The sequence below is a fragment of the Actinomyces wuliandei genome, assembly GCF_004010955.1.
GTDB classification, from domain to species: domain Bacteria; phylum Actinomycetota; class Actinomycetes; order Actinomycetales; family Actinomycetaceae; genus Actinomyces; species Actinomyces wuliandei.
In genome coordinates this window covers 1055243-1078150 of the sequence record NZ_CP025227.1, presented here as the reverse complement: position 1 = coordinate 1078150, position 22908 = coordinate 1055243, and the positions used below count along the sequence as shown (strand labels likewise).

Here is a 22908-nt window from a genome sequence, read left to right as displayed (position 1 = left end):
GGCTCAGGCCTCAGGAAGAACGACGTTCACGACGCGGCGACCCCGGAAGGTACCGAACTCGACACTGCCAGCTGCGGTGGCGAACAGCGTGTCGTCGTTACCGCGACCCACGTTGCGACCGGGGTGGAAGTGGGTGCCACGCTGGCGGACGAGGATCTCCCCCGCCTTGACGACCTGGCCTCCGAACCGCTTGACGCCCAGTCGCTGGGCGTTGGAGTCGCGGCCGTTGCGGGAGGAGCCAAGACCCTTCTTGTGTGCCATGTCAGGATTCTCTCTCTCGATCGTGTGCGTCCAGGCGCCCCTTGCAGGGCACCACAGGAGAGTCAGTCGATAGACGTGACCTTGACCGCCGTCAACTTGGCCCGGTGGCCCTGGCGCCTGCGGTAGCCGGTCTTGTTCTTGAACTTGAGGATGTTGATCTTGGGACCCTTCTGCTCACCGAGGATCTCAGCGGTGACAGAGCTGTGGGCCAGGTCAGCGGCGCCAGTCGTCACCTTGTCACCATCCACCACCATCAGCGGGGTGAGGGTGACCTGGTCGCCCACCTCGCCAGCGAGCCTGTCAACAACCACGACGTCGCCGACGGAGACCTTCTCCTGACGGCCACCAGCCTTGACGATCGCGTAGACCACTTGTTTGCTCTTCCTGTCGCGTCTTGAGGCACCCACCGGCACGGACCGCACTGGTAGCAGCCGTCACGGCCGGTCTCCCGGGTATGGTGCACGATGCACCGGCGAACAACTTTAGGTGATCCGTCTTCCAGGACCAACCTCGCCAGGACCGTCAAGCCTGTGTTCTTGGGCACGAAGCCGGAGGCGCTCCCGGGCGGTGGGCTGCGGGGTGCCCCCGCGACACGTCCCGCACCTATCTTCCGCAGCCAGGTTCCCGGCGTCGCCCTACCGGTCGCCAAGGACGGCTGCGGCGGTGGCCTCGTCGGTGACGAGGCCAGAGAGGTAGCCTCCCCGCAGCACCGCACGAATCGCCTCCACCTTGTGCCAGCCATGCGCCACCCCGATGACCAGCGGCACCTCCCGCAACCGGTCCGGCTCCAGGCAGACGGTACGTCGGCACAGGGGGGTAGGCACGTGCGCCCCGCGGGCGTCGATGTGGTGCCCGCAGATGTGGGCCACCGCTCCCGCCCGCGCGCACTGCTCAAGGAGCTCAGGGGTCATCCACCTGCGCAGGATCGGGCTGACCGCCCCCCTCTCCACAGCGCCTACCCCGGTCAGGGCCACGTCGCTGCGGGCCGCCAGCTCCAGGGTGATGACCACCTGCTCCTCCCGGCGCATCGCGTCCGCGGCCTGGACGGTGTCGAAGACGAGCGGGACCGGTAGCGCCTGGTGGCTGCCGCCCAGCCGCATCGCCATGTCCCGGCAGATGTCGGGTCCGTCCTCCAGCCCGCTGGACTGCCCGACCAGTCCCAGCATCTGCACGACCAGGCTGCGCGGCCAGGAGCGCTGGGGGAGCGATCGCACCACTGACCCGACCTCACGGCCGTTGGAGACCGCGATGACCGAGGTAGGCCGGCAGTGCTCCAGGAGCAGCTCTGCCGCCTGGGCGCCCAGCTGATCCCCTGCCTGCTCCGTCACCCGCACGGCGCGCAGGCCGTAGGCGGACACCAGCCGGTCCTCGATCTCAGTGAGCCGCTCGACCGGGTGGGACACCCGCACCGTCACCACCCCTGTCCGGCGCGCCTGGGCCAGGAGCCGGGAGACCGTGGAGCGCGAGTAGCCGGTACGCCTGGCCACCTCCTCCTGGTCCACCCCCTCCTCCCAGTACATCCGCGACACCTCCAGGAGCAGCCGGATCCGGTTCCGGTCAACACCTGCCGCGCACATATTCCCATGTTATCCCACGGCAACAGTCTGACGCGCCCCGTCACGAGCCACGTCCGCCCCCGGCGAGACCAGGCGGCGCCCTCGGCGAGACCAAGCCACGACCCGGCGAGACCAAACGAGGAAGTGAGAAACGGTTTCGGGACCAAGCCACCGGGCACCGGCTCGCCCTCGTCCAGCCCGCCACCACTGACGCACATACGTGCACTTTCCCCCACACCTGCGGGCCGATGCCCTTCTAGGGTGGCCGTATCGGCACCCCGGCACCGCGCCCGGGCCGCCGCAGCGGCAAAGAAGCAGCACAGAGGTAGCAAGGAGGCCCTCCATGGCGCACACAGCGCTCGCACGAACCATTGCTGGAGACGTGGACCCCGCCACCCTGGGGGTGGTCAACGCCCACGACCACCTCATCCGCAACGGTGCAGGCGAGGTCTACATCGACCCCGACCACCAGCTGGACGACGTCGACAAGGCGGTAGAGGAGGCCGCCCACTTCGTGGCGGCGTCACGGCGCTGGGCCCAGGCCGGCACTGTCGTCGACATGTGCCCGGCCAACTCCGGCCGCGACCTGGAGCGCCTGGCCGAGGTGGGTCGGCGCGTACCCGACCTGCACATCATCGCCTCCACAGGCTTCCACCGGGAGAAGGTCTACCTGGAGACCCGCAGCCACTGGGTGAGCCGCTACAGCGTGGACCAGATCGCCGACCTGCTTATCGCCGACATCCGCGAGGGCATCGACCGCCACGACTACTCCGGCCCGATCGTGGAGCGCACACCCTACAAGGCTGGAGTCATCAAGGTCGCCACCTCCTACGGCATGATCACCAACTTTGAGCGCACGTGCATGCGGGCGGCCGCGCTCGCCTCAATCGAGACGGGTGCCCCGATCAACACCCACACCACCTTCGGCACCTGCGGCCTGGAGCAGGCCCGCGAGCTCATCGGCATGGGCGTCCCGGCTGACCAGATCGCTATCGGCCACATCCAGCGCAACGCCGACGTCTACTACCTGCGCCAGATCCTGGACACCGGGGCGTGGCTGGAGATCGACGGGACCTACCGCATCAAGTACCAGCCCGACGCCAACCGGATCATGGAGCTGCGCGAGCTGGGCGAGCTGGGCTACGGCAGGCGCATCCTCCTGGGCACCGACTCCGGCAAGCGCTCCTACCAGAAGGCCTACGGCTCCGTGACCGGGGTGGACTTCAACCCCGCCGTGGACGGCCCCCGCATGCTGGACGAGGGCTTCGACCCCTCCTACGTCGAGGACCTGCTGGTGGGCAACGGCCAGCGCTTCTTCACGATGAGGAAGGACGTGAGGGGTGACCAGTCATGACTCTCCCCCGGCTCCAGGTCGCCCTGGACACTACCGACCTGGTCACCGCGCTGCGTGCCCTGGGACGGTGCCAGCCTGCGGTCGACGTCATCGAGGTGGGCACCGTGCTCCTGCTGGCCGAGGGGCTGCGCTGCGTGCGCGAGATCCGCGCGCTCTACCCGGAGGCCACCATCCTCGCCGACGCACGTATTGCCGAGGCGGGCTCGATCCTGTCGCGCCAGTGCTTCGAGGCCGGCGCCGACTGGGTGTCCTGCGTGGCGGGTGCCTCCCTGACCACCGTGGAGCAGGTGGTCAGTGTCGCCTCCGACCACGGCGGCGAGGTCCAGGTCGAGCTGGGTGGGCACTACGACCACGACCAGGCCGTCGCCTGGCGCCAGCGCGGGGTCGAGCACGTCATCGTCCACCGCTCCCGCGACGCCGAGGCTGCCGGCCCCCTGTCCTGGGGGCCGGGGGACCTGGAGACTGTGGACGACCTGGCCGCGACGGGTTTCACCGTGACGGTCACCGGCGGGGTGACGCCCCGCGGGCTCGACGTCTTCTCAGGGCACCCGGTCGGCGTGGTCATCGCGGGCCGGGCGATCGTGGGTGCACAGGACCCGCTGGAGGCTGCCCGTGCGATGCGCGAGGCCATGGAGAGGGTGTGGGGCCGGTGACTACCGGGAGCATCAGCAGCACCGGGGCCGCCAGCGGGGTGACGTCCGCTGGCACCCGCACCTCCCGTCCAACCAGCACAGCCAGTGCAGCCAGTGAGGTGACTCTTGGTATCTACGAGAAGGCCCTGGTCGGCACCACCGACTGGGACGAGCTGTTCACCCAGGTACGCACGGCGGGGTTCAGCTTCACCGACCTCTCCGTGGACGAGTCCGACGAGCGCCTGGCGCGCCTGGGCTGGTCCTCCCCACGGCGTCGCCGGGTGGCACAGGCCGCCGCTGACACGGGGGTGCGCATCGGCGGTGTGTGCCTGAGCGCGCACCGGCGCTTCGGCCCCGGCTCGGCCGACCCTGCGGTACGGGACCAGGCCCGCAGCATCTACCACCAGGGCATCGACCTGTGCGTGGACCTGGGGGCACCGGTGCTCCAGGTAGCCGGGTACTTCGCCCACGGCGAGCCCCGGAACCCACAGGCGCGCAGCCGCTACGTCGAGATGCTGGGCGAGGTGCTGCCCCACGCGGCGGAGGCGGGTGTCATCCTCGGGATCGAGAACGTCGACGGCCACGACATCGCCGCCGTCCAGGACGTCGTCGCTGTCCTCGACGAGCTGCCCTCCCCCTGGCTCCAGGCCTACGCCGACATCGGCAACATCGCGGAGCACGGCGGCGACGCCGCCACCGAGCTGGCCTCCGGGCTGGCACGCATTGTCGCCCTGCACCTCAAGGACGTCCGCCCTGGGCAGCCGCGGCGCGTCCCCATGGGCCAGGGCGTCACCGACTTCGACGGTGCCTTCGCCACCCTGGCCGCCGCCCGCTGGAGCGGACGCATGATGATCGAGATGTGGAACGACGACGCCAAGGACTCCCTGGAGCGCTGCGTGGCGGCCCGGCACTTCATTGAGGACCGGCTTGACCGCGCAGGAATCTCGGTGCGTACGCCCCGGTGGGAGGCAGCCGCATGACCCTCACGACAGCCCCTCGACACGCTCAGGAAGCAACCATGACAGACACCGCAACCGCCACCACAACCACCACGACCGACACCGCAGCCACCACCAGCACTGACACGACGACCACAGCGGCCGCAGCCACAGCGGCCGCAGCCACGGCAGCCACGGCAGCCACGGCAGCACGGTACGGATCTCGTGACGGCACCCAGGCCGCCTTTGACCTGACCACGATCGGCGAGGGCCAGATCCGGCTCACGTGCGAGCACGGGGACCGTCTCGCCTCCGCCCGGCACCTGAGGATGAGCGCAGCAGGATCGGAGGCCAACGTCGCCGGCCTGCTCAGTCAGCTGGGGCGACGTACCTCGTGGGCCACCAAGCTGCCGCAGGGTGAGCTGACCCACAGGATCCTCAGCGAGTACCGCTCGGTGGGCGTGGACCTGTCCCACGTGGTCCTGACCCAGCACGGACGCGTCGCCCAGTACTTCCTGGAACCGGGCGAGTACCCGCTGCCGGGCAGGGTCACCTACGACCGCCTGTACACCCCGTTCCGCGATATCGAGCCAGCCGACTTCAGGTGGGACAGCCTCCTGGACACCCGCGTGGTGTTCCTGACCGGCATCACGGCCGCCCTGACCCAGCGCACGGCCGAGGTGGTGCGCTACTTCGCCGACGCCGCCCGGGAGCGAGGCATCGCCATCGCCCTCGACATCAACTTCCGCTCCCTGCTGTGGGACGGAGACCAGGCCCGTTCCGTGCTGGAGCCCATCGCCCGGTCCGCCTCCATCCTGTTCTGCTCACGGGCAGACGCTCAGGTGGTCTTCGGCCTCACCCACAGCGAGGGGGTGCAGGTCTGTCGCTCCGTGCGCGAGATGCTGGGCCCGCCCGTCGTCGTGTCCACCGACGCCGCACGCGGGACTTACCTGTCTACCGCTGAGGGTGACCAGGTGTTCGAGATCGAGCAGGTTCCCATTGTGGACCGCCCCGGCGCCGGCGACTCCTTCGTGGCCGGGACCCTCCACGGGTGGCTCGACGACGACGTCATCCGAGGTATTGCAACCGGCCTGCGCACGGCCTCGCTGGCCCTGACTCACCACGGCGACCTGACCCGCGTGGCTCCCGGCGAGCTGGACCTGACCCTCAGCGGGGACATCGTGCGCTGACGGCAGCAGCCTCTCTGCACGCGCCGCCCACGCGGCGCCCGCCCGGCCCCACAGCCAGGCGCTGACCACGCGCCCGGCACGCCTTCTGCACCCACCAACGATTGGTTCAACGATGAGCACTCTCGTCTCCACAAGCCCTCCCCGGGGGCGTACCGCCCCTGAGCAGATAGACAACCACCCTCTCACCAGGCACCAGCGGTCCCTCATCGGTATGGCTATCGTCGGCAACGTGTCGGAGTTCTTCGACATGTTCCTCATCGGCTTCATCGTCAACATGCTGATCGAGTCCCCCGGCTGGAACCTGACAGGCTTCCACTCCGGGGTCATCCTGGCAGGCGCAGGCCTGGGCACCGTCATCGGCTCCGTGATGTGGGGCCGCCTGGCCGACAGCCTGGGCCGCAGGACCGCCTTCATCGCCTGCATCATCGTCCTGGTGCTCTTCACCGCCGCCTCCGCCCTGACCCCGGTCAACGGCTGGGTGCTGCTGGCCGTCCTGCGCACTGGCGTCGGCATCGGGGTAGGCGGCCTCAACATCACCTCCGTGCCCTACGTCCAGGAGTTCGTCCCGGCCAGGCAGCGGGGCCTGCTGGCGGGGCTGACCAGTGTCTTCATCCCGGCCGGCATCTTCCTCGGAGGCCTGGTCACCAGGTACTTCGGTGACACCCTGGGCTGGCGGGGCCTGATCGCGGTGGGCTGTGTCCCCATCGTGCTGCTCGCCTGGACCCGGGTCGTCCCCGAGTCCCCCCGGTTCCTGCAGTCGCGGGGCCGGGAGCAGGAGGCGCGGCAGGCCTACGCCTGGGCCATGGAGATCCCCGTGGAGCACGTGGCCGGGCTTCCGGAGATCAAGCAGGCCGCCTCGACCTCCTACTCGGCGATCTTCACCAGGTACCCGCGCCAGCTCCTGGTGGTGGCCGTGGGGTCTTTCTCCTTTATCCTGGGCTCCTTCACCGTCCAGTCCTGGGGGCAGAGCCTGCTGGGGCAGTCCTTCGGCTTCAGCGTCTCCGCCGTGGCCACGCTGTTCATGCTGGTCTCCCTGGGTGACCTCCTGGGGCGCCTGGGGTCGGCGTGGATCTCCGACCGTATCGGACGGCGCTACACCATGCTGGGCTGTGGCCTGATCGGCGGGACCGGGGCGCTCATCGCCGCCTGGTCCACCACGATGGTTGACAGCAGCGGGACCACCACGGCCGGGTACGTCTTCTTCGTCGGCATCTTCATCATCATGACCTTCGGGGACGGCGCCTTCGGCATCCTCAACGCCTTCGGGGGCGAGCAGTTCCCCACCCAGGCCCGTTCAACGGGCCTGGGCCTGGGCTACGGCATTGGGTCGGTGGCCAAGGTTGTCGGCCCCTACTTCATGGGAGCCCTCATGGGCAGCGACGAGCCTACGGTCGAGGTCGTCATGGTCCCCTTCCTCATCTTCGCGGTCATGCTGTTCGCCGGGGGTATCACCTACATGTTCGCCCGGGAGACCAAGGGCACCTCCCTGGAGGACATCTGAGCCCGGAGGAAGACCCGGGGCACACACGCACCAGACCCACTACCGCCGGGCCGGGCAGGAGCACACGGAGCGCACCTTCCCGGCCCGACGTGGGTACCCCACAGCACTACCAGACAACTACCAGGTACGTAGAGCCGGTGGAGTCGACAGGAGGCAGCCGCACGGGCCGGGGCCCGCTCTAGGCAGTGCTGTCGCCGACGGTGCTGGCAGCGCTGTCGCCGTCAGCCTGCGTGCCGGCCGCCCGCGCGCCAGCAGACGCAGTCGTGGGTGCGACAGCCGGTGACGGGGCCGCCGGCTGCGGTGCGGTCACCTCGGTGGTCACGACCCGACGCCGTCGGGGCCTCCTGGCCTGGGTCCCAGTCCCAGCGCCAGTCCTGCTCCCGCTGCTCCCACCATCCCCACTGCTGCTCGCACTGTTCCCACTGTCTCCGTGGGCCTGGTGGGCCTGCTCGGTGGCGGCGGCGATCTGGGCCAGGGCACCGCGGACCGTGGAGCGCGCCTCCTCCTGGGAGGTCACGGAGACCACCGGGGAGACCTCTGACACAGCCTGCCCCGGGTCCTTGGCCTGGTCCTGGTCAGAGGGACCGGCCTGTCTCGCCTCCTTGGCGGACCTGTCCGCAGCCTTGGACCCGGAGGTGGACGCACGTGCCGCGTCCCGACCGGACCCGGTCTCCCTGCTCCTGCGTCCGCGCCCCTTGCCCGCTCCCCGCGAGGCGGAGGCGGACATGTCCACCTGCTGGTTCTCCACCGGCTCGTCGTGCACGATGAAGCCTCGGCCTCTGCAGGTCTCGCAGGTGGTGGAGAAGGCCTCGACCAGACCCTGTCCCACGCGCTTGCGGGTCATCTGCACCAGACCGAGCGAGGTGACCTCAGTGACCTGGTGCCGGGTACGGTCCCGGCCCAGGCACTCGACAAGACGTCGCAGCACCAGGTCGCGGTTGGACTCCAGGACCATGTCGACAAAGTCGATGACGATCATGCCGCCGATGTCGCGCAGCCGCAGCTGCCGCACGATCTCCTCGGCCGCCTCAAGGTTGTTGCGGGTGACCGTCTCCTCCAAGGTACCGCCCGCCCCGGTGAACCGACCGGTGTTGACGTCGATGACGGTCATCGCCTCGGTGCGGTCAATGACCAGGGTCCCGCCAGAGGGAAGCCAGACCTTGCGGTCGAAGCCCTTGGCCAGCTGCTCGTCCACACGGTGGGCGCTAAAGACGTCCTCCGGGCTCGTCCAGTGCTCGAGGCGGTCAGCCAGGTCGGGGCTGAGGTCGTTGACGTAGCCGGAGATCGTCTTCCAGGCGGTGGACCCGGAGACCACCAGCCTGCGGAAGTCCTCGTTGAAGACGTCCCGCACGACCCGCACCGCCAGCTCTGGCTCCCCTTTGAGGAGCACCGGGACCTTGGTGCTGCCCTTACGCACTGAGGCCGCCTTCTTGTCGATCGCCTCCCACTGGGAGACCAGCCGGGCCACGTCGGCGGCCAGCTGGTCCTCCGAGGCGCCCTCGGCGGCGGTACGCACGATCACGCCTGCGGACTCGGGGACCACGCGCTGAAGGATCTTGCGCAGCCGGGACCGCTCGGTATCGGGGAGCTTGCGCGAGATCCCAGTCATGCTGCCCCCAGGGACAAGGACCAGGTAGCGCCCGGCCAGGGTGACCTGGCTGGTCAGCCGCGCCCCCTTGTGCCCGATGGGGTCCTTGGTGACCTGGACCAGGACCGTGTCCCCGCTGGACAGGGCGTCCTCGATACGGCGAGGCCGACCAGCGGCGTCGGCCGCCTCCCAGTCAACCTCGCCGGCGTAGAGGACGGCGTTGCGCCCCTTGCCCAGGTCGATGAACGCAGCCTCCATTGAGGGCAGCACGTTCTGGACCCGGCCCATGTAGACGTTGCCGACCATGGAGGTCTGGGTGTGCCGAGCAACGTAGTGCTCTACCAGCAGCCCGTCCTCCAGGACGGCGATCTGGTTGAGGCCGTCCGCCTCGCGCACGATCATCTGCCGGTCCACGCTCTCACGGCGGGCCAGGAACTCGGCCTCGGTGACGACGCTGCGGCGGCGGCCAGCAGCCCGTCCCTCGCGACGGCGCTGACGCTTGGCCTCCAGTCGGGTCGAGCCCTTGAGCGCAGTCACCTCGTCACGGGCCTCCCGACCTGGCTCCGTGCGCGTGCGCGAACGACGGCGGCGGCGTGGGACCGAGGAGGTCGAGGAGTCCTCCGAGGCGTCAGGGACGTCCTCGGCAGCCTCCCGCCCGGTGTCACCAGGTTCCCGCGACGACGTGCCGCCCCTGTCCTGGCTTCTGCCCTGACTGTCCTGGCTGCTTGAGTCCACTGCCTCTGCGTCGGCACCGGTACGTGAGCGGGAGCGGCGCCCCCGGCTGCCGCGGCGACGCCTGCGGCTCCCACTGGACTCGGCCTGCTCGGTCTGCTCAGGCTGCTCGCCTTCGTCAGCACGGGCAGCGTCTGCGCGTGTGCCGCTGCCCGTGCTGTCGTCCATCTCCTCCTCGCCCTGCGGGGACCACTCCTCCGCGGCTGCGCGACGGCGGCCCCGCCTGGGTCCAGACGAGGAGCCCGGTCCCGAGAAGCTCCCACCCACCGAGCCTCCGGTCCCGCCAGCACCATCTGCGGCGGGGTCCTGACTGTCTCTGTCCTGTGTCGGCTCCTGCTGCTGAGCACCAGAGCCTCCGCGCAGCGCGGTCGCGGCACGCCGGGAGGCGGCAGGGGCCGGGTCTGGTGCCACAGACTGCTGTGTGACCCGCCTGCGGCGACGCGCCCGGCTGGGGTCAGGAGCCTGGAAGAGCAGCGAGGCCGCCGGAAGACGCGGGGGCTCCTCGTTGCCCTTGTCCTGGGGCCCCGCAGCGGGAGCCTCCTGGGGTGCCGCAGCTGACACCGTGTGGTGGTCGGCCGACTGCGTCGCCGACCCCTGGGAGACCTCCTGCGGCCTGTGGTCGCCGTGGTCTTCTTCTGTTGCTGTACGTCGTGCCATATCGAGGTTGTCCGGGTGCCGTCGCCGCCGTCGTACCCCCGGCGGTCCGGCACGGTCACGCTCCTGTCGGTAAGGAGCACCCACAAAGTCTGTCGCGTACGCCGCTAGTGGGCGCTGACACCCCTGACGCCTGCACAGGCCGGGCTCGCGGCGGCGCCTGCAGCGGCGCGAGGCTCCCGGAAGAGGTCGTCCCAGGGTGCCTGCCCCAGACATCGGTACGGGACGCCCGGGACCTGCGCAAGTATTCCACACCCGCCCCTCTCCCCAGGGCAGTAGCGCGCCCTACGTCCCCGACCCGCACCCCCCACGTCCCTGACCCGCACCCACAGCCGGCACAGGTCTTGCGGTAACAGCACAGCTGTACTTCGCTCCGTTTGTGACAAACCGTCAGTGAGCCGCTACACTTTGGGACCAGAGTCCCCCGCGGCTCGTGTCGCGACGCTCCTGCTAACTCCATTGTCATCTTTGAAAGGTGGCGCTGATGGTCATCGCACCGCTGGCGCTGGACTCCCTCGACCTGGCTCGCTGGCAGTTCGGCATCACGACCGTCTACCACTTCATCCTCGTGCCTCTCACCATCGGCCTGTCCCCGATGGTCGCCCTCATGGAGGCGCTGTGGCTGCGCACGCGCAACGAGCAGTGGCTTGTCGCCGCGAAGTTCTTCGGGAAGATCCTTCTCATCAACTTCGCCCTGGGAGTTGCCACCGGTCTTGTCCAGGAGTTCCAGTTCGGCATGAACTGGTCGGAGTACTCTCGCTTCGTCGGGAACATCTTCGGTGCCCCTCTGGCCTTCGAGGCCCTGCTCGCCTTCTTCATGGAGTCCACCTTCCTGGGGCTGTGGATCTTCGGCTGGGACCGCCTCTCCCCCAGGCTCCACAACCTGTGCATGTGGGCCGTTGCCGCAGGGACCAACTTCTCGGCCTTCTTCATCCTGGCGGCCAACTCCTGGATGCAGCACCCCGTGGGGGCCGTCATCAACCCGGACACCGGCCGCGCCGAGCTTGACGGCTTCTCCGGCTTCGTCGCCGTGCTGTCCAACCCCATCCTGTGGACCACGGCCACCCACGTCCTCACCTCGGCCCTCCTCGTGGCCGGCACGGTGGTCCTGGGGGTGTCCGTGTGGTGGATGACCCGGGCCGCGCGCGCCGACCAGGACTACGAGGCCCGCCACCTGTGGCGGCGCACCACCCGGCTGGGCGCCACCGTCATGCTTGCCGCCGGGCTGGCCACGGCGGTGTCAGGACACTTCCAGGGCCACCTGGTGACCGAGGAGCAGCCCGCCAAGATGGCAGCAGCAGAGGGACTGTGCCACACCGAGTCCCGGGCGCCGTTCACCGCTGTCGCCTTCGGCGACTGCGACACCGGGATGACACGGTTCATCTCGGTTCCCGGGGTCTACTCCTTCATGGCCACCAACGACGTCAACGCTGAGCTCACCGGCCTGGACGACGCCCAGCAGATGTACAGCGACTACATCCAGGCGCACGAGCCCGGCGCGGCGGAGGCCGACTACACCCCCAACGTCATGATCACCTTCTGGTCCTTCCGCCTCATGATCGGGCTGGGCATGGCCTCAGTCGGCATCGGCGCGCTCGCCCTGTGGCTGCTACGGTCCGACAGGCTGATCACCCGCCCGTGGCTGGGCAGGGCGGCGTTGTGGACGATGTGGCTCCCCTTCGTCGCCTGCTCCTTCGGCTGGATCTTCACCGAGATGGGGCGCCAGCCCTGGGTCGTCGTGCCCAACCTGGCAGACCCGGTCTCCCAGGTGTACATGCGCACCGCTGACGGGGTCTCCACCGCCGCCTCGGCAGGTACCGTCCTGGCCTCAGTAACCATCTTCACCCTCCTGTACGCAGCACTGGGCATGGTGTGGTTCATGCTGCTACGACGCTACGTCCGTGAGGGCGTACGCACCCAGAGACCTCCGAGGGACCAGGACCCCAGCAACGACGCGGCCGCGCCGGCGCTCCTGTCCTTCGACTACTGAGCACAAGGCAGGCACATCATGACTCTGGCAGTCCTGTGGTTCGTCATCATCTCCGTCCTGTGGGTCGGCTACCTCACCCTGGAGGGCTTCGACTTCGGAGTGGGGATGCTCCTGAAAGTCCTGGGCCGTGACGAGCGGGAGCGCCGTGCCATGATCACGGCGATCGGCCCCCACTGGGACGGTAACGAGGTCTGGCTGGTTACAGCCGGTGCCACTATCTTCGCCGCCTTCCCCGAGTGGTACGGCACCCTGTTCTCCGGCGCCTACATCCCCCTGCTCCTCATCCTCCTGTGCCTCATCGTCCGGGTGTGCGCCATCGAGTGGCGTCCCAAGATCAACTCCCAGTCATGGCGCGACCGCTGGGACTGGGTCCACACTGTGGCCGCCTGGGTGCCCTCTGTGCTGTGGGGCGTGACCTTCGCCAACCTGGTCCAGGGCATGCACGTCGAGGTCGTCGAGACCGCCTCGGGCGCTGTGGTCCCCGCCAGCGAGGTCCCGGCGGACAGCCTGGTCAGCGGGGCAGCGCACCAGGTCACCAGCGGCTTCTGGTCCATGCTCACCCCTTTCACCCTCCTGGGTGGTGCCGTCACCTGCCTGCTCTTCCTCAGCCACGGTGCCCTCTTCCTCAGGATCAAGACGGATGGAGAGCTCTCCCGGCGGGCCAAGGACGCCTCGCAGCGGCTCGGGGTGGCCTCGACAGCCGTGACCGCGGTGTGGGCGCTGTGGGCCCAGCTGGTCTACTCCGCCAGCATGCTCTCCTGGGTCCCGCTGGCCCTGGCTGCGCTGGGGCTGACCATGTCCCTGGCCGCCAACCGGGCCGACCGAGGCACCCAGGCCTTTGCCTTCCACTTCGCGGGCATCGCCTTCGCCGTCATTTTCATCTTCGTCGCCATGGCGCCTGACGTGATGCGCTCCTCCGTGGACCCCGCCTACTCCCTGACCCTCACACAGGCCGCCAGCGCGGACACGACGCTGATGATCATGCTGGCTGCCATGGTGGTCTTTATGCCCGGGGTCCTGGCCTACACGATCTGGAGCTACAAGGTCTTCTCAGGCAGGATCAGCGCCAGCCAGGTCAACCCGGACGAGGGGGGCCTCCACCCCACCCGGGTCCGCGACTCTGCCCAGCCGGAGGCGCACATCGGCCACTGACCGGCCTGACAGAGCAGCCAGGGACTCGGGCCAGGCCACTATCCTTGTCCTGATGAAGCCTCTTGACCCACGTCTCCTGCGTCACGCTCGGGCGGCACGCAGGTACATCGCCATGACCACGCTCAGCGGCGTCGTCGTGGCTGGACTGGTCATCGCCCAGGCCGTGCTGGTCTCACAGGTGGTGGCTCCGACAGTGGTCGGCTCGGGCAGCACTCACAGCGTTCCCGTCCTGCTGCTGGCCCTGGGGCTGGTCGTGGTCATGCGCCCCCTGGTGCTCTACCTCCAGGAGTCCCTTGCCCACAGGGCAGCCACCCGCACTGTCATTGACCTGCGTCGGCAGGTCCTCCAGCACGCGGTCGCCCTGGGGCCTCGCTGGCTGGCCCTCCACGGTGCCGACACCGCCACCCTGCTGACCCGGGCGCTGGAGGACCTGGAGCCCTACTTCGTCCGGTACCTGCCCCAGCTGCTGCTGGCAGCCACCGTGACCCCGGCGACCACGGTGGTGCTCCTGACCCAGGACCTGCCCTCCACCGTCGTCGTCATCTGCACCATCCCCCTGATCCCGGTGTTCATGGTCCTCATCGGCAGGATGACCCAGGCCTACTCCCAGGAGAGGCTGGAAGCCATGGAGCGTCTGGGAGGACAGGTTCTCGACCTGCTCGCCGGGCTGCCCACGCTCAAGGCCCTCGGTCGTGAGAAGGGGCCGGCCGCACGGGTGCGGGCACTGGGCCGCGCCTACAACCGCACCACGATGTCCACGCTGCGGGTGGCCTTCCTCTCAGGAGCCGTCCTGGAGTTCATCACCACCCTGTCCGTGGCCATCGTCGCCGTCCAGGTCGGCTTTCGCCTGCTCTACGGCAGCCTGGACCTGTCCACCGGCCTCCTGGTGCTCATGATCGCCCCTGAGGTCTACCAGCCGATCCGCCAGGTCGGCTTCCAGTTCCACGCCTCCGCCAACGGGGTGGCCGCTGCCGACGCCGTCTTCGAGGTACTGGAGACTCCCGTGCAACCTCGAGGGCAGCAGGCCTGCCCGGACCTGGCCTCCAGCACCATCAGCATCACGGGACTGTGCGTGTCGGCCCGGGGCCGCTGGGCACCCCACAACCTGTCCGCACAGATCCGCCCCGGACGCCTGGTCGTCCTGACCGGCGCCTCCGGGGCTGGCAAGACCACGACCACCCAGGTCCTCCTCGGCCTGCTTCCCGCTGACAAGGGCGAGGTCACGGTCCTCCCCCAGGGGGAGACCTCCCGCACAGTCCGCCTGGAGGACATCGACCCCGCAACCTGGTGGCGGCAGGTCTCCTGGGTCCCTCAGCGCCCTGTCATCGTGCCCGGAACCGTGCTGGACAACGTCCTGCGTGACACCGGCCTGCGCGACACCGCCACCTCGTCACCCCTTGCAGAGGGCTCGACGCGCCTGGCCAGCGTGCCCGCCGCCCTGGCTGAGGCGGCCCGGACCACCGGCCTGGACGAGGTCGTGTCCGCCCTGCCCCAGGGCTGGTCCACACCACTGGGACAGGGGGGCGTGGGGCTCAGCGTGGGACAGCGCCAGCGCCTGGCCCTGACCCGTGCCCTGCTCGCACCCGCCGCACTGGTCGTCATGGACGAGCCTACCGCGCACCTGGACGCGGCCAGCGAGGCCCACGTGCTCGACGGGGTACGTGCGCTGCACGCCTCCGGACGCACCGTGGTCGTCATCGCGCACCGTCCTGCCCTGGCCGCCCTGGCCCAGGACACCGTAACTGTCACCTCCAGCACCTCCGACTCCCCTGGCACCGCCGACTTCAGCACGGGCACCGAGGAGGCACACGCACCAGGCCAGGAGGCTCCATGACGCCCACGGACACAGCCGCCACCGCCGGGACCCTGCGGGGAGTCCTGTCGTCCCAGGAACGTCACGCCCTGCGCCGGGCCACCGCTCTGACCGACCTGGACTGCCGCCGCTTCGCGGGCGCCGTCCTGGCCGGGGCCGCTGGCACAGCCTCAGCGGTCGCGCTGTCGGCCGTGGCGGCCTGGCTCATCGCCCAGGCCTCCCTGGCCACCGACATCGCCGCCCTGGGTGTCGCACCGGTGGCGGTGCGGCTGCTGGGGATCTCCCGCTCCGTCCTGCGCTACTGCGAGCGGCTCATCTCCCACGACACGGCCCTGCGGGGCATGAGCGCGCTGCGGACCCACCTCTACGAGATCCTCGCCTCGGCACGCACCGACGCAGTCGTCAGCCTCAGGCGTGGTGACGTGCTGGCCCGGGTGGGTGCTGACGTCGACGCCGTCGGCGACCTCGTGGTGCGCGCCTACCTGCCGATGGCCGTGACGGCCACGGTGGGAGCCGCCACCTGTCTGGGGCTGGCAGCCGTCTACTGGCCCTCGGCTGTGGTCGTGTCCGTCTGCCTGCTGGCAACGGGCATCATCGGCCCCCTGGCGACAGCCCGCTCTTCCCGCCTGGCCGAGCTGGCCCGCCAGGAGCAGGCCACCGACCTGTCCTCCACCGTGATGACAGTCCTGGAGTCCGGACCCGAGCTCGCCGTGTCGTCACGCCTGGCAGACGTCATGGACGACCTCGCCCGTACCGAGGACAGGCTGGCAGGTGCACGCGACCGCGCCGCCCGCCCCGCTGCTGCCGCGACTGCGGTCGACTCCCTGGCCATGGGTGCTGCTGTGCTGGGTAACCTGCTGGTCGGCCTGCCCGCGGTGCAGTCAGGGCGGCTGGGGGAGGTCTGGCTGGCTGTCATCGTGCTGGTCCCCCTGGCGGCCTTCGAGACCACCTCCTCCTTGGCGCCAGCCACTGTCCAGCTGGTCCGCTCCGCCGGGGCCGCCAGGCGAGTAGTCGCCATGATCGAGGCCGCCGAGGCAGGCACGGCACTGCCCTCGGCTGCACCCGGGACGGCGCCCAGGACCACGCCGTCCTCGCGCGACCACCGCGCGCCCGCCCGCCCGGGCAGGACGCCCCGGAGGCTCCCGCGCGCGCACCTGCACGCCCAGGACCTGGCCGTCGGCTGGCCCGGGGGGCCGGCAGTCGCCGAGGGGATCAGCCTGGACCTGGCTCCGGGCAGGCGGATCGCCCTCGTCGGCCCCTCCGGGATCGGCAAGACCACGCTGGTCCTCACCCTTGCCGGGATGCTGGAGCCCAGGGGCGGGACACTGGCCCTCAACGGCACCGCCCCGTGGCTGCGCCCCCGCCAGGAGGTGGCCGCCAGCCTCACCGTCACCGCCGAGGACGCCCACGTCTTCGACACTACGGTCCTGGAGAACCTCCGGGTGGCTCACGGGGACCTCAGCCCTGAGCAGGCACGGCTCCTGCTGCGGCAGGCGGGCCTGGGAGACTGGCTTGACAGTCTGCCCGAGGGCCTGGACACCGTCGTGGGTGCCAACGCGACCACCGTGTCGGGAGGCGAGAGGCGCCGCCTCCTGCTGGCGCGCGCCCTGGCCGCGCCAGCACCGCTCATGGTCCTGGACGAGCCCGGTGAGCACCTGGACCCCGCCACGGCCGACAGGCTCGTGGCCGACCTCCTGCAGGCAGGCGGCCGGGAGCGCGGGGTCCTGCTGGTCACCCACCGTCTCAGCGCGCTGGCAGCGGCTGACGAGGTCATCATCATGGGACGGCCCCAGGGCGAGCCTCACGACGGACAGGGACCCGCCACCGTCATCGGCCGCGGCAGCCACGAGCAGCTGGTGGCGACGCACCAGGAGTACCGGTGGTCCCTGGCCCAGGAAAGCCCCCTCCCGCAGCCAGCACAGCGACCACGACGACCATGACGACCACGACGACAGGGCCGGACCGCCGCAGGACCCGCCGAGGCCAGGTCCACGCCACGGACCAGGCAGTGGGCCACAGCAGCGAGCCGGTTGAGGCGCACGACCCGCACGGCAGGAGAAACAACAGGAGACACGGGAGGAAGGATGTGTGACAGGATGCACGAGCCGTCCCGGGAGCACTCCCGGGACGGCTCAGCCGACGCCCCAGGTCAGGGCGGTGTGCTGCCTGGCGCCTCTGGTGGAGACTCCTCCTGGGCGGGGAGCGTGCCCGGCGGCGACGCCCTCGCCGGCGTAGGCCACCTGGCCTACGCCGTCCACGCGGACCAGCTGGCCTCCACCCGCAGCAGGCAGGTACCAGCGCAGTCGCCCCGTCTCGACGCCGCCACCGTCGACCTCATCCAGGCTGCCCTGAGACTGACCAGCTCCCTGAGGGTCCCTGACGCCCTGCAGCGCCTGGTGGAGTCGGCCTGCTCCATGACAGGGGCCTCATGGGGGACGATCGCTGTGCTCAGCCAAGCCGACGTGCCGGGGACCGCCTTTCCCTCCGTCCCGGGCGCCTCAGGTCCCACAGTCAGCACCGGGCACCCCACCGCCTCCCCGGACGAGCTCGCCCACCTGGCCGGCAGGGCGCCCCTGGCTGGACCGGAGGGAACCGGCGTCGTCATCGACAACGACCTGTGCGGCGCATCGGCCTTCACCGGTGCTATCGAGGGCGAGACGGCGGGCAACCTGCTGTCAGCCCCCCTGCGCCTGCACGGGCAGGACTACGGGTGCCTCTACCTGTGTGACAAGCCGTCCGGGTTCAGTGAGGCTGATGTCGCCACGGTCCTGACCCTGGCAGAGGCTGCTGCCGTCGCCGTGGAGAACGCCCGCCTCTACCGGGAGGCGCGTGACCGGGAGCAGTGGATGTCGGTCTCCCAGGAGCTGACCACCCTCCTCCTGTCCGGGGCGGAGGAGGACGACGCCCTGAGCCTCATCGCGCGCCGGGTCCGCCAGGTGGCCCACGCCGACACCGCCGCCCTCATCCTGCCCAGCGTGGGCGAGGCGTGGATCTGCGAGATCGCCGACGGACGCCACGCTGAGGAGCTGATCGGCACCTTCTTCTCCCCCGAGGGCCGGGCACTGACCACGCTGGCCCGCCGCACAGGACTGACGGTGCGCTCCCTGGCCGAGGCCTGGGACCGCGACGACCTGAGGCTGCCCGAGCTGGCGGGGTTCGGTCCCGCCCTCTACGCCCCCATGATCCACCGCGGCCGGGGGGTGGGGGTCATGCTCCTGCTGCGGGACCGCGACGCGCCTCCCTTCACCGACAAGGACCTGGAGATCGCCGAGCTGGTCGCGGGCCAGGCCACGATGGCCTTCGAGCTGGCCGACGCCCAGCACGCCGAGGAGATGGCCACCCTCCTGGACGAGCGGGCCAGGATCGGGCGCGACCTGCACGACCTGGCGATCCAGCAGCTCTTTGCCACCGGGATGCAGATCTCCGCCGCACACGCCCGCCTGCGCCCGGCCGACGACACCGCGCAGGCCTCTGCCACCGACAGCACAGCGGGCACGGACATGCTGGACAAGGATGCGGTGGAGGAGGTCCTCACCTCCGCGCTGGAGGCCGTGGACGACTCGGTGCGCCAGATCCGCTCCATCGTGCGCTCCCTGCGGGACCGTGACGAGGACGTCAGCGTGGTGGAGCGGCTGCGGCGCGAGGCCTCCCTGGCCCGCACCTCCCTGGGCTACGCCCCCTCCCTGCTGCTCAGCGTGGACGGGCGGGGCATGGCCCAGGTACCCCGGGAGCAGGAGGACGAGCTGATCGCGGCGGTCGACGCCGCCATCGACTCCGATGTCGCTGACGACATGGTGGCGGTGGTCCGCGAGGGACTGAGCAACGTCGCCCGCCACGCCCACGCCTCCTCGGTCACCGTGGACGTGAGGGTCCAGGGCGTGCTGCCTGCCAGCCGGTCCCCGCATGCAGGGCCGGAGGATTGCCAGCCAGGCACACGATCGGCAGGTGAGCAGGAGGCGAGGTCGGCTGCCTGGCCGTACGACGGTGTGCCATCAGTGGAGATCGTCTGCCGGGACGACGGCGTGGGCGTGGACCCGAGGGTGACGCGCCGCTCCGGGACCGCCAACATGGCCGAGCGGGCTCGCAGGCACTCGGGCAGCTTTGTCATCGGCCCGAGGGCCTGGTCCGACGGTGGGCATCGCGGCACCTGCCTCACCTGGCGGGTGCCGCTGGGGCGCGGCGGCTAGGAGCCCTCCCTGCGGCCCTGCCACCGCGCACAGCTCCCCGAGCACCCCACCCCGGCCCTGGCTCAGCCCCGGCGCCAGCCGGAGGCCCGCTGCCCGGCCACCCACGCGGCCACCTGGGTGCGGCGCTGCAGCCCCATCTTGGCCAGCAGCGAGGTGATGTGGTTCTTCACCGTCTTCTCCGCCACGCCCAGGCGCTCACCGATCTCCCGGTTGGACAGCCCGTCCCCGATGAGGTCGAGCACCTTGCGCTCGGCGTTGGTCAGCTCTGCGGTGGGGTCGTCGTGGTCGGCACGGCGGCGCGTGACGGTGCGCTCGTCCAGCAGGACCCTGCCGGATGCCACAGCCCGCACGACATCACTGATCTCGGCGCCGTGCACCGTCTTGAGCAGGTAGGCCCGGGCCCCGGCCTCCAGGGCCTCTGCCAGCGCCTTGTCGTCGTCGAAGGAGGTCAGGACGATCGGCAGGGTCTCCGGGACCAGCTCCCTGAGCTCGTGCATGAGCTCGATCCCGGTACCGTCGGGGAGCTGGAGGTCCACGAGGATGACGTCGGGGCGGACCAGCTGGGCACGGCGCAGGGCCTCCGCGCGCGAGCCCGCCTCGGCGACCACGTCCAGCCCGTCCGCCCGGTCAATGATCTCGGCGATCCCACGACGCACGATCTCGTGGTCGTCCACGATCATGACCCGGTCCGTCTCCGGGGAGGGCGCAGCTGGCATGCCAACGACCCTACCAGCCCTGGGGACCTACGTCACAAACGGTAGCGCCGGGGTCCGCCCCGGGCAGGGCACCTCACCCGACAGGAGCGCGACGTCTGTCAGGGGACGTCTGTCAGGGGACATCTGCCACGGCAGGAAGGTGGTGCCCGGCCCGGGCGGGTCACCTCTGGCAGCACGGGCAGTAGGTGTGGGAGCGCCCACCGATCCTCTCCACCTGCATCAGTGCCCGGCACCGGTGGCAGGGCTGGCCGACCCGGCCGTAGGCCTCCAGGGCGCGGGCAAAGTACCCAGGGCTGCCCTCGGCGTCGACGTAGAGCTCGTCAAAGCTGGTCCCGCCCGCCTCCAGCGCCCGGTCCATCACCTGGGCGACAGCCTCCAGGAGGCCGGTGACCGCGTGCTCCCCCAGCGAGGTCCCGGGCCGGGCACCGTGGAGGCCCGCGTGCCACAGCCCCTCGTCCGCGTAGATGTTACCCACCCCGGAGACGATCCCCTGGTCGAGCAGCAGGGTCTTGACCGCGCGACGTGAGGCCCGCACGCGCTCCACCACGCGGGACCGGTCCAGGTCGGGGTCAAGCAGGTCCCTGGCCACGTGGGTGGTGTCGGCCGGGAGCAGGGCGGCGCTGGTGCCCCGCCCGCCCGGGGCGCCGTCGCAGGTGGGCACCAGTGCCGCGACGTGCATCCCGCCCAGCATGCGCTGGTCCACCAGGTCCAGGCGGGCAGCTGTCTGCGGTCCCCGGGGCTGCGGCCCCAGGTGCAGGCGCAGGCGCAGGTGGCGGTGTCCCTGGGGCACCTGAGTCAACGGCCTGCCAGACGAGGGAGCCTGCCCGGCACTACCAGGCTCGCACCGCCGTGGGTCCTCACCGTCGCGCACCAGGAGCTGTCCGCTCATGCCCAGGTGGACCGACAGCGCCCGGTCGCGCCCCAGGGGTGCCCAGAGGAACTTGCCTCGTCGCACCACGGCCTCCAGGGTCCGGCCGACCAGCTGGGAGCGCAAGCCCTCCACCCCGCCCGCCTGACGTCGCAGCGGGCGAGGGTCGAGGACCTCCACAGCCGTGACCCTACGGCCCCTGAGGTGGCGTTCCAGGCCCGCACGCACCACCTCGACCTCGGGGAGCTCAGGCACGTGCGCAGCGACCTGGTCCGCCCCGCAGGTCGGCACCCTCCTGGGCAACAGGCTGGTCGCTGGAGGGTGCCGGGGCGCCGGGGAGGTGCTCGGTGCCGTCCTCGGTGTCTCGGCCTGCCAGGAGGTCGGCCCTCAGCGCGTCGTGGACACCGGGCAGATCCAGGCCGCCGTCACCCCTGGAGGCCAGGATCGTGGCGTAGGCTGCCTCAGCGGCCTCGTGCTCAGCGGCCTTCTTCGAGGTGCCGCTGCCCCGCCCCGCCTGCTGGCCGTCCACGACAGCGTGGGCCGTGAAGGAGCGCTCGTGGTCGGGTCCGTGGCTGGTGACCTCGTAGGAGGGGCTGCCCAGCCCGTGGGCGGCGCACAGCTCCTGCAGGCTCGTCTTCCAGTCCAGGCCAGCACCCCGGGTGCGGGCGGTGTCCAGGAACCGGGAGACCAGGCGGGTGACCACGGTCCGGGTCGGCTCCAGGCCGTGGGTCAGGTAGGTGGCGCCGATGAGGGCCTCCAGGGTGTCAGCGAGGATCGAGTCCTTGTCCCGGCCCCCCGACAGTGTCTCTCCCTTGCCCAGCCTGATGAAGTCCCCCAGCCCCAGGTCGCGGGCCGCTGCGGCCAGGGCGGGCTCAGAGACGGTCGCCGCCCGCATCTTGGCCAGCTGTCCCTCGGGGACGTCGGGGTGGGAGCGGAAGAGGTGCTCGGTGACCACGACGCCCAGGACGGAGTCCCCCAGGAACTCCAACCGCTCGTTGGTAGGCAGCCCGCCGTTCTCATGGGCGTAGGAGCGGTGGGTCAGGGCCAGGCCGAGCAGGTCAGGCTCAATACTGGGCCCCCACCGGTAGACCAGGGCCTCGACGTCAGTGCGGGCGGGCGGGACGGTACGACGCCTAGCCATCACTCGCCCCTGCCTGACCACCGTCCCGGCGCCCACCGGGAGCCTCCCCGTCCCCCTCGCCGACCAGCTCCTCCAGGAGGCCGGCCAGCCCGGCCCAGCGCGGGTCGGCAGCGTCGTGCCCGTGGTCTGCGGGCAGGTCCTCCAGGCGCTCTCCGCACTGCGGGCACAGCCCGGGGCAGTCGGGGCGGCACAGCGGCCGGAAGGGAAGCTCCAGGGCCAGGGCGTCGCGCAGCGCAGGCTCCAGGTCCAGGGAGGCCCCCTCCACGGTCAGCATCTCCTCAGCCTCCTGGTCGCCCTGGGCGCTCCGGGACAGGACCGCCTCCGGGGTGAGGTAGAGCTCGTCAAAGGTGATCGTGCGGTCCTCGTCGAGGTCCGCCAGGCAGCGCACGCACTGGCCGTGGACGTGGAGGTCGGCGCTGGCCCTGGCCAGGACGCCCTCGTCCACCGAGGTCAGAGCCACCTCCAGGCTGAGGCTGCTTCCCCGGGGGACACCGATGATGTCGGTCCCCAGGTCAGCCGGGGCCGTCGTGCGCACCTGCAGTGTCCTGACCGAGCCAGAGGCCTGCGGCAGGTCGGTGATGTCCACGACGAGCCCGTCGGGTCCGGGCGTAGTACCGGGCATGGTCTTCCTCGTC

General features: G+C 70.5%; 18 protein-coding genes. 10 read left to right on the top strand and 8 right to left on the bottom strand.

Features of this window, described 5'->3' with window-relative positions:
- Positions 1–3 precede the first annotated feature (3 nt).
- The 3 genes from rpmA to CWS50_RS04425 all read right to left on the bottom strand — a co-directional run bounded on the left by rpmA (position 4) and on the right by CWS50_RS04425 (position 1838).
- Positions 4–261 carry a 50S ribosomal protein L27 gene (gene rpmA, locus CWS50_RS04435; protein WP_119836055.1) on the bottom strand — a complete coding sequence of 86 codons (258 nt, stop codon included), beginning with the start codon at positions 259–261 and terminating at the stop codon, positions 4–6.
- A gap of 62 nt (positions 262–323) precedes the next feature.
- Positions 324–632 (bottom strand): 50S ribosomal protein L21, encoded by a 309-nt coding sequence (gene rplU / locus CWS50_RS04430; RefSeq protein ID WP_127841812.1) that lies wholly within the window; start codon positions 630–632, stop codon positions 324–326.
- Positions 633–896: 264 nt separating this feature from the next.
- Positions 897–1838 (bottom strand): sugar-binding transcriptional regulator, encoded by a 942-nt coding sequence (locus tag CWS50_RS04425; RefSeq protein WP_127841811.1) that lies wholly within the window; start codon positions 1836–1838, stop codon positions 897–899.
- Between the two features lie 322 nt (positions 1839–2160).
- On the opposite strand from CWS50_RS04425, the gene CWS50_RS04420 reads away from it, so the two are divergent.
- The 5 genes from CWS50_RS04420 (at position 2161) to CWS50_RS04400 (ending at position 7432) form a co-directional block, all read left to right on the top strand.
- Positions 2161–3171, top strand: coding sequence for a phosphotriesterase family protein (locus tag CWS50_RS04420; RefSeq protein WP_127841810.1), 1011 nt, complete (start codon positions 2161–2163; stop codon positions 3169–3171).
- Positions 3168–3824: an orotidine 5'-phosphate decarboxylase / HUMPS family protein gene (locus CWS50_RS04415; protein WP_127841809.1), complete on the top strand. Its 657-nt coding sequence runs from the start codon at positions 3168–3170 to the stop codon at positions 3822–3824. Before CWS50_RS04420 ends, CWS50_RS04415 begins: the two co-directional genes overlap by 4 nt.
- A complete protein-coding gene (locus CWS50_RS04410) occupies positions 3821–4783 on the top strand; it encodes an L-ribulose-5-phosphate 3-epimerase (RefSeq protein ID WP_206610469.1) in 963 nt (320 codons plus the stop codon). Before CWS50_RS04415 ends, CWS50_RS04410 begins: the two co-directional genes overlap by 4 nt.
- Before the next feature lie 38 nt (positions 4784–4821).
- Complete coding sequence (locus tag CWS50_RS04405) at positions 4822–5931, top strand: sugar kinase (protein WP_180342323.1); 1110 nt, start codon at positions 4822–4824, stop codon at positions 5929–5931.
- Between the two features lie 112 nt (positions 5932–6043).
- Positions 6044–7432 carry an MFS transporter gene (locus CWS50_RS04400; RefSeq protein WP_127841808.1) on the top strand — a complete coding sequence of 463 codons (1389 nt, stop codon included), beginning with the start codon at positions 6044–6046 and terminating at the stop codon, positions 7430–7432.
- 178 nt (positions 7433–7610) lie between these two features.
- Here the strand turns inward: CWS50_RS04400 and CWS50_RS13430 are convergent, their stop codons facing one another.
- Positions 7611–10409 (bottom strand): Rne/Rng family ribonuclease, encoded by a 2799-nt coding sequence (locus CWS50_RS13430; RefSeq protein ID WP_243118462.1) that lies wholly within the window; start codon positions 10407–10409, stop codon positions 7611–7613.
- Positions 10410–10890: 481 nt separating this feature from the next.
- Between CWS50_RS13430 and CWS50_RS04390 the strand changes: the two genes are divergently transcribed.
- From CWS50_RS04390 to CWS50_RS04370, 5 genes are all read left to right on the top strand, one after another.
- Positions 10891–12396 carry a cytochrome ubiquinol oxidase subunit I gene (locus CWS50_RS04390; protein ID WP_127841807.1) on the top strand — a complete coding sequence of 502 codons (1506 nt, stop codon included), beginning with the start codon at positions 10891–10893 and terminating at the stop codon, positions 12394–12396.
- 18 nt (positions 12397–12414) lie between these two features.
- Complete coding sequence (gene cydB / locus CWS50_RS04385) at positions 12415–13548, top strand: cytochrome d ubiquinol oxidase subunit II (RefSeq protein ID WP_127841806.1); 1134 nt, start codon at positions 12415–12417, stop codon at positions 13546–13548.
- A gap of 52 nt (positions 13549–13600) precedes the next feature.
- Positions 13601–15382 carry a thiol reductant ABC exporter subunit CydD gene (gene cydD / locus CWS50_RS04380; protein ID WP_127841805.1) on the top strand — a complete coding sequence of 594 codons (1782 nt, stop codon included), beginning with the start codon at positions 13601–13603 and terminating at the stop codon, positions 15380–15382.
- Complete coding sequence (gene cydC, locus CWS50_RS04375) at positions 15379–17301, top strand: thiol reductant ABC exporter subunit CydC (protein ID WP_127841804.1); 1923 nt, start codon at positions 15379–15381, stop codon at positions 17299–17301. The genes cydD and cydC overlap by 4 nt, the downstream gene beginning before the upstream one ends.
- A 156-nt stretch (positions 17302–17457) precedes the next feature.
- The gene (locus CWS50_RS04370) at positions 17458–19548 is read left to right on the top strand and encodes a GAF domain-containing sensor histidine kinase (protein ID WP_127841803.1); all 2091 of its coding nucleotides are present in this window, start codon (positions 17458–17460) and stop codon (positions 19546–19548) included.
- A gap of 62 nt (positions 19549–19610) precedes the next feature.
- Here the strand turns inward: CWS50_RS04370 and CWS50_RS04365 are convergent, their stop codons facing one another.
- The 4 genes from CWS50_RS04365 to CWS50_RS04350 form a co-directional block, all read right to left on the bottom strand.
- Complete coding sequence (locus CWS50_RS04365; RefSeq protein ID WP_119836065.1) at positions 19611–20264, bottom strand: response regulator; 654 nt, start codon at positions 20262–20264, stop codon at positions 19611–19613.
- Positions 20265–20424: 160 nt separating this feature from the next.
- Positions 20425–21387 carry a bifunctional DNA-formamidopyrimidine glycosylase/DNA-(apurinic or apyrimidinic site) lyase gene (gene mutM / locus CWS50_RS04360; protein ID WP_127841802.1) on the bottom strand — a complete coding sequence of 321 codons (963 nt, stop codon included), beginning with the start codon at positions 21385–21387 and terminating at the stop codon, positions 20425–20427.
- Complete coding sequence (gene rnc / locus CWS50_RS04355) at positions 21380–22273, bottom strand: ribonuclease III (protein WP_127841801.1); 894 nt, start codon at positions 22271–22273, stop codon at positions 21380–21382. The genes mutM and rnc overlap by 8 nt, the downstream gene beginning before the upstream one ends.
- Positions 22266–22895: a YceD family protein gene (locus tag CWS50_RS04350; protein WP_127843241.1), complete on the bottom strand. Its 630-nt coding sequence runs from the start codon at positions 22893–22895 to the stop codon at positions 22266–22268. Before CWS50_RS04350 ends, rnc begins: the two co-directional genes overlap by 8 nt.
- Positions 22896–22908: the final 13 nt, after the last annotated feature.

Bases quoted from the DNA above. Each gene is read 5' to 3' on its own strand.
- CWS50_RS04400 (WP_127841808.1), top strand. From the start codon at position 6,044: ATGAGCACTCTCGTCTCCACAAGCCCTCCCCGGGGGCGTACCGCCCCT.
- cydC (WP_127841804.1), top strand. From the start codon at position 15,379: ATGACGCCCACGGACACAGCCGCCACCGCCGGGACCCTGCGGGGAGTC.
- cydD (WP_127841805.1), top strand. From the start codon at position 13,601: ATGAAGCCTCTTGACCCACGTCTCCTGCGTCACGCTCGGGCGGCACGC.
- CWS50_RS04350 (WP_127843241.1), bottom strand. From the start codon at position 22,895: ATGCCCGGTACTACGCCCGGACCCGACGGGCTCGTCGTGGACATCACC.
- CWS50_RS04415 (WP_127841809.1), top strand. From the start codon at position 3,168: ATGACTCTCCCCCGGCTCCAGGTCGCCCTGGACACTACCGACCTGGTC.
- cydB (WP_127841806.1), top strand. From the start codon at position 12,415: ATGACTCTGGCAGTCCTGTGGTTCGTCATCATCTCCGTCCTGTGGGTC.
- rpmA (WP_119836055.1), bottom strand. From the start codon at position 261: ATGGCACACAAGAAGGGTCTTGGCTCCTCCCGCAACGGCCGCGACTCC.
- CWS50_RS04390 (WP_127841807.1), top strand. From the start codon at position 10,891: ATGGTCATCGCACCGCTGGCGCTGGACTCCCTCGACCTGGCTCGCTGG.
- CWS50_RS04405 (WP_180342323.1), top strand. From the start codon at position 4,822: ATGACAGACACCGCAACCGCCACCACAACCACCACGACCGACACCGCA.
- rnc (WP_127841801.1), bottom strand. From the start codon at position 22,273: ATGGCTAGGCGTCGTACCGTCCCGCCCGCCCGCACTGACGTCGAGGCC.
- CWS50_RS04420 (WP_127841810.1), top strand. From the start codon at position 2,161: ATGGCGCACACAGCGCTCGCACGAACCATTGCTGGAGACGTGGACCCC.
- CWS50_RS13430 (WP_243118462.1), bottom strand. From the start codon at position 10,409: ATGGCACGACGTACAGCAACAGAAGAAGACCACGGCGACCACAGGCCG.
- CWS50_RS04365 (WP_119836065.1), bottom strand. From the start codon at position 20,264: ATGCCAGCTGCGCCCTCCCCGGAGACGGACCGGGTCATGATCGTGGAC.
- CWS50_RS04425 (WP_127841811.1), bottom strand. From the start codon at position 1,838: ATGTGCGCGGCAGGTGTTGACCGGAACCGGATCCGGCTGCTCCTGGAG.
- CWS50_RS04370 (WP_127841803.1), top strand. From the start codon at position 17,458: ATGCACGAGCCGTCCCGGGAGCACTCCCGGGACGGCTCAGCCGACGCC.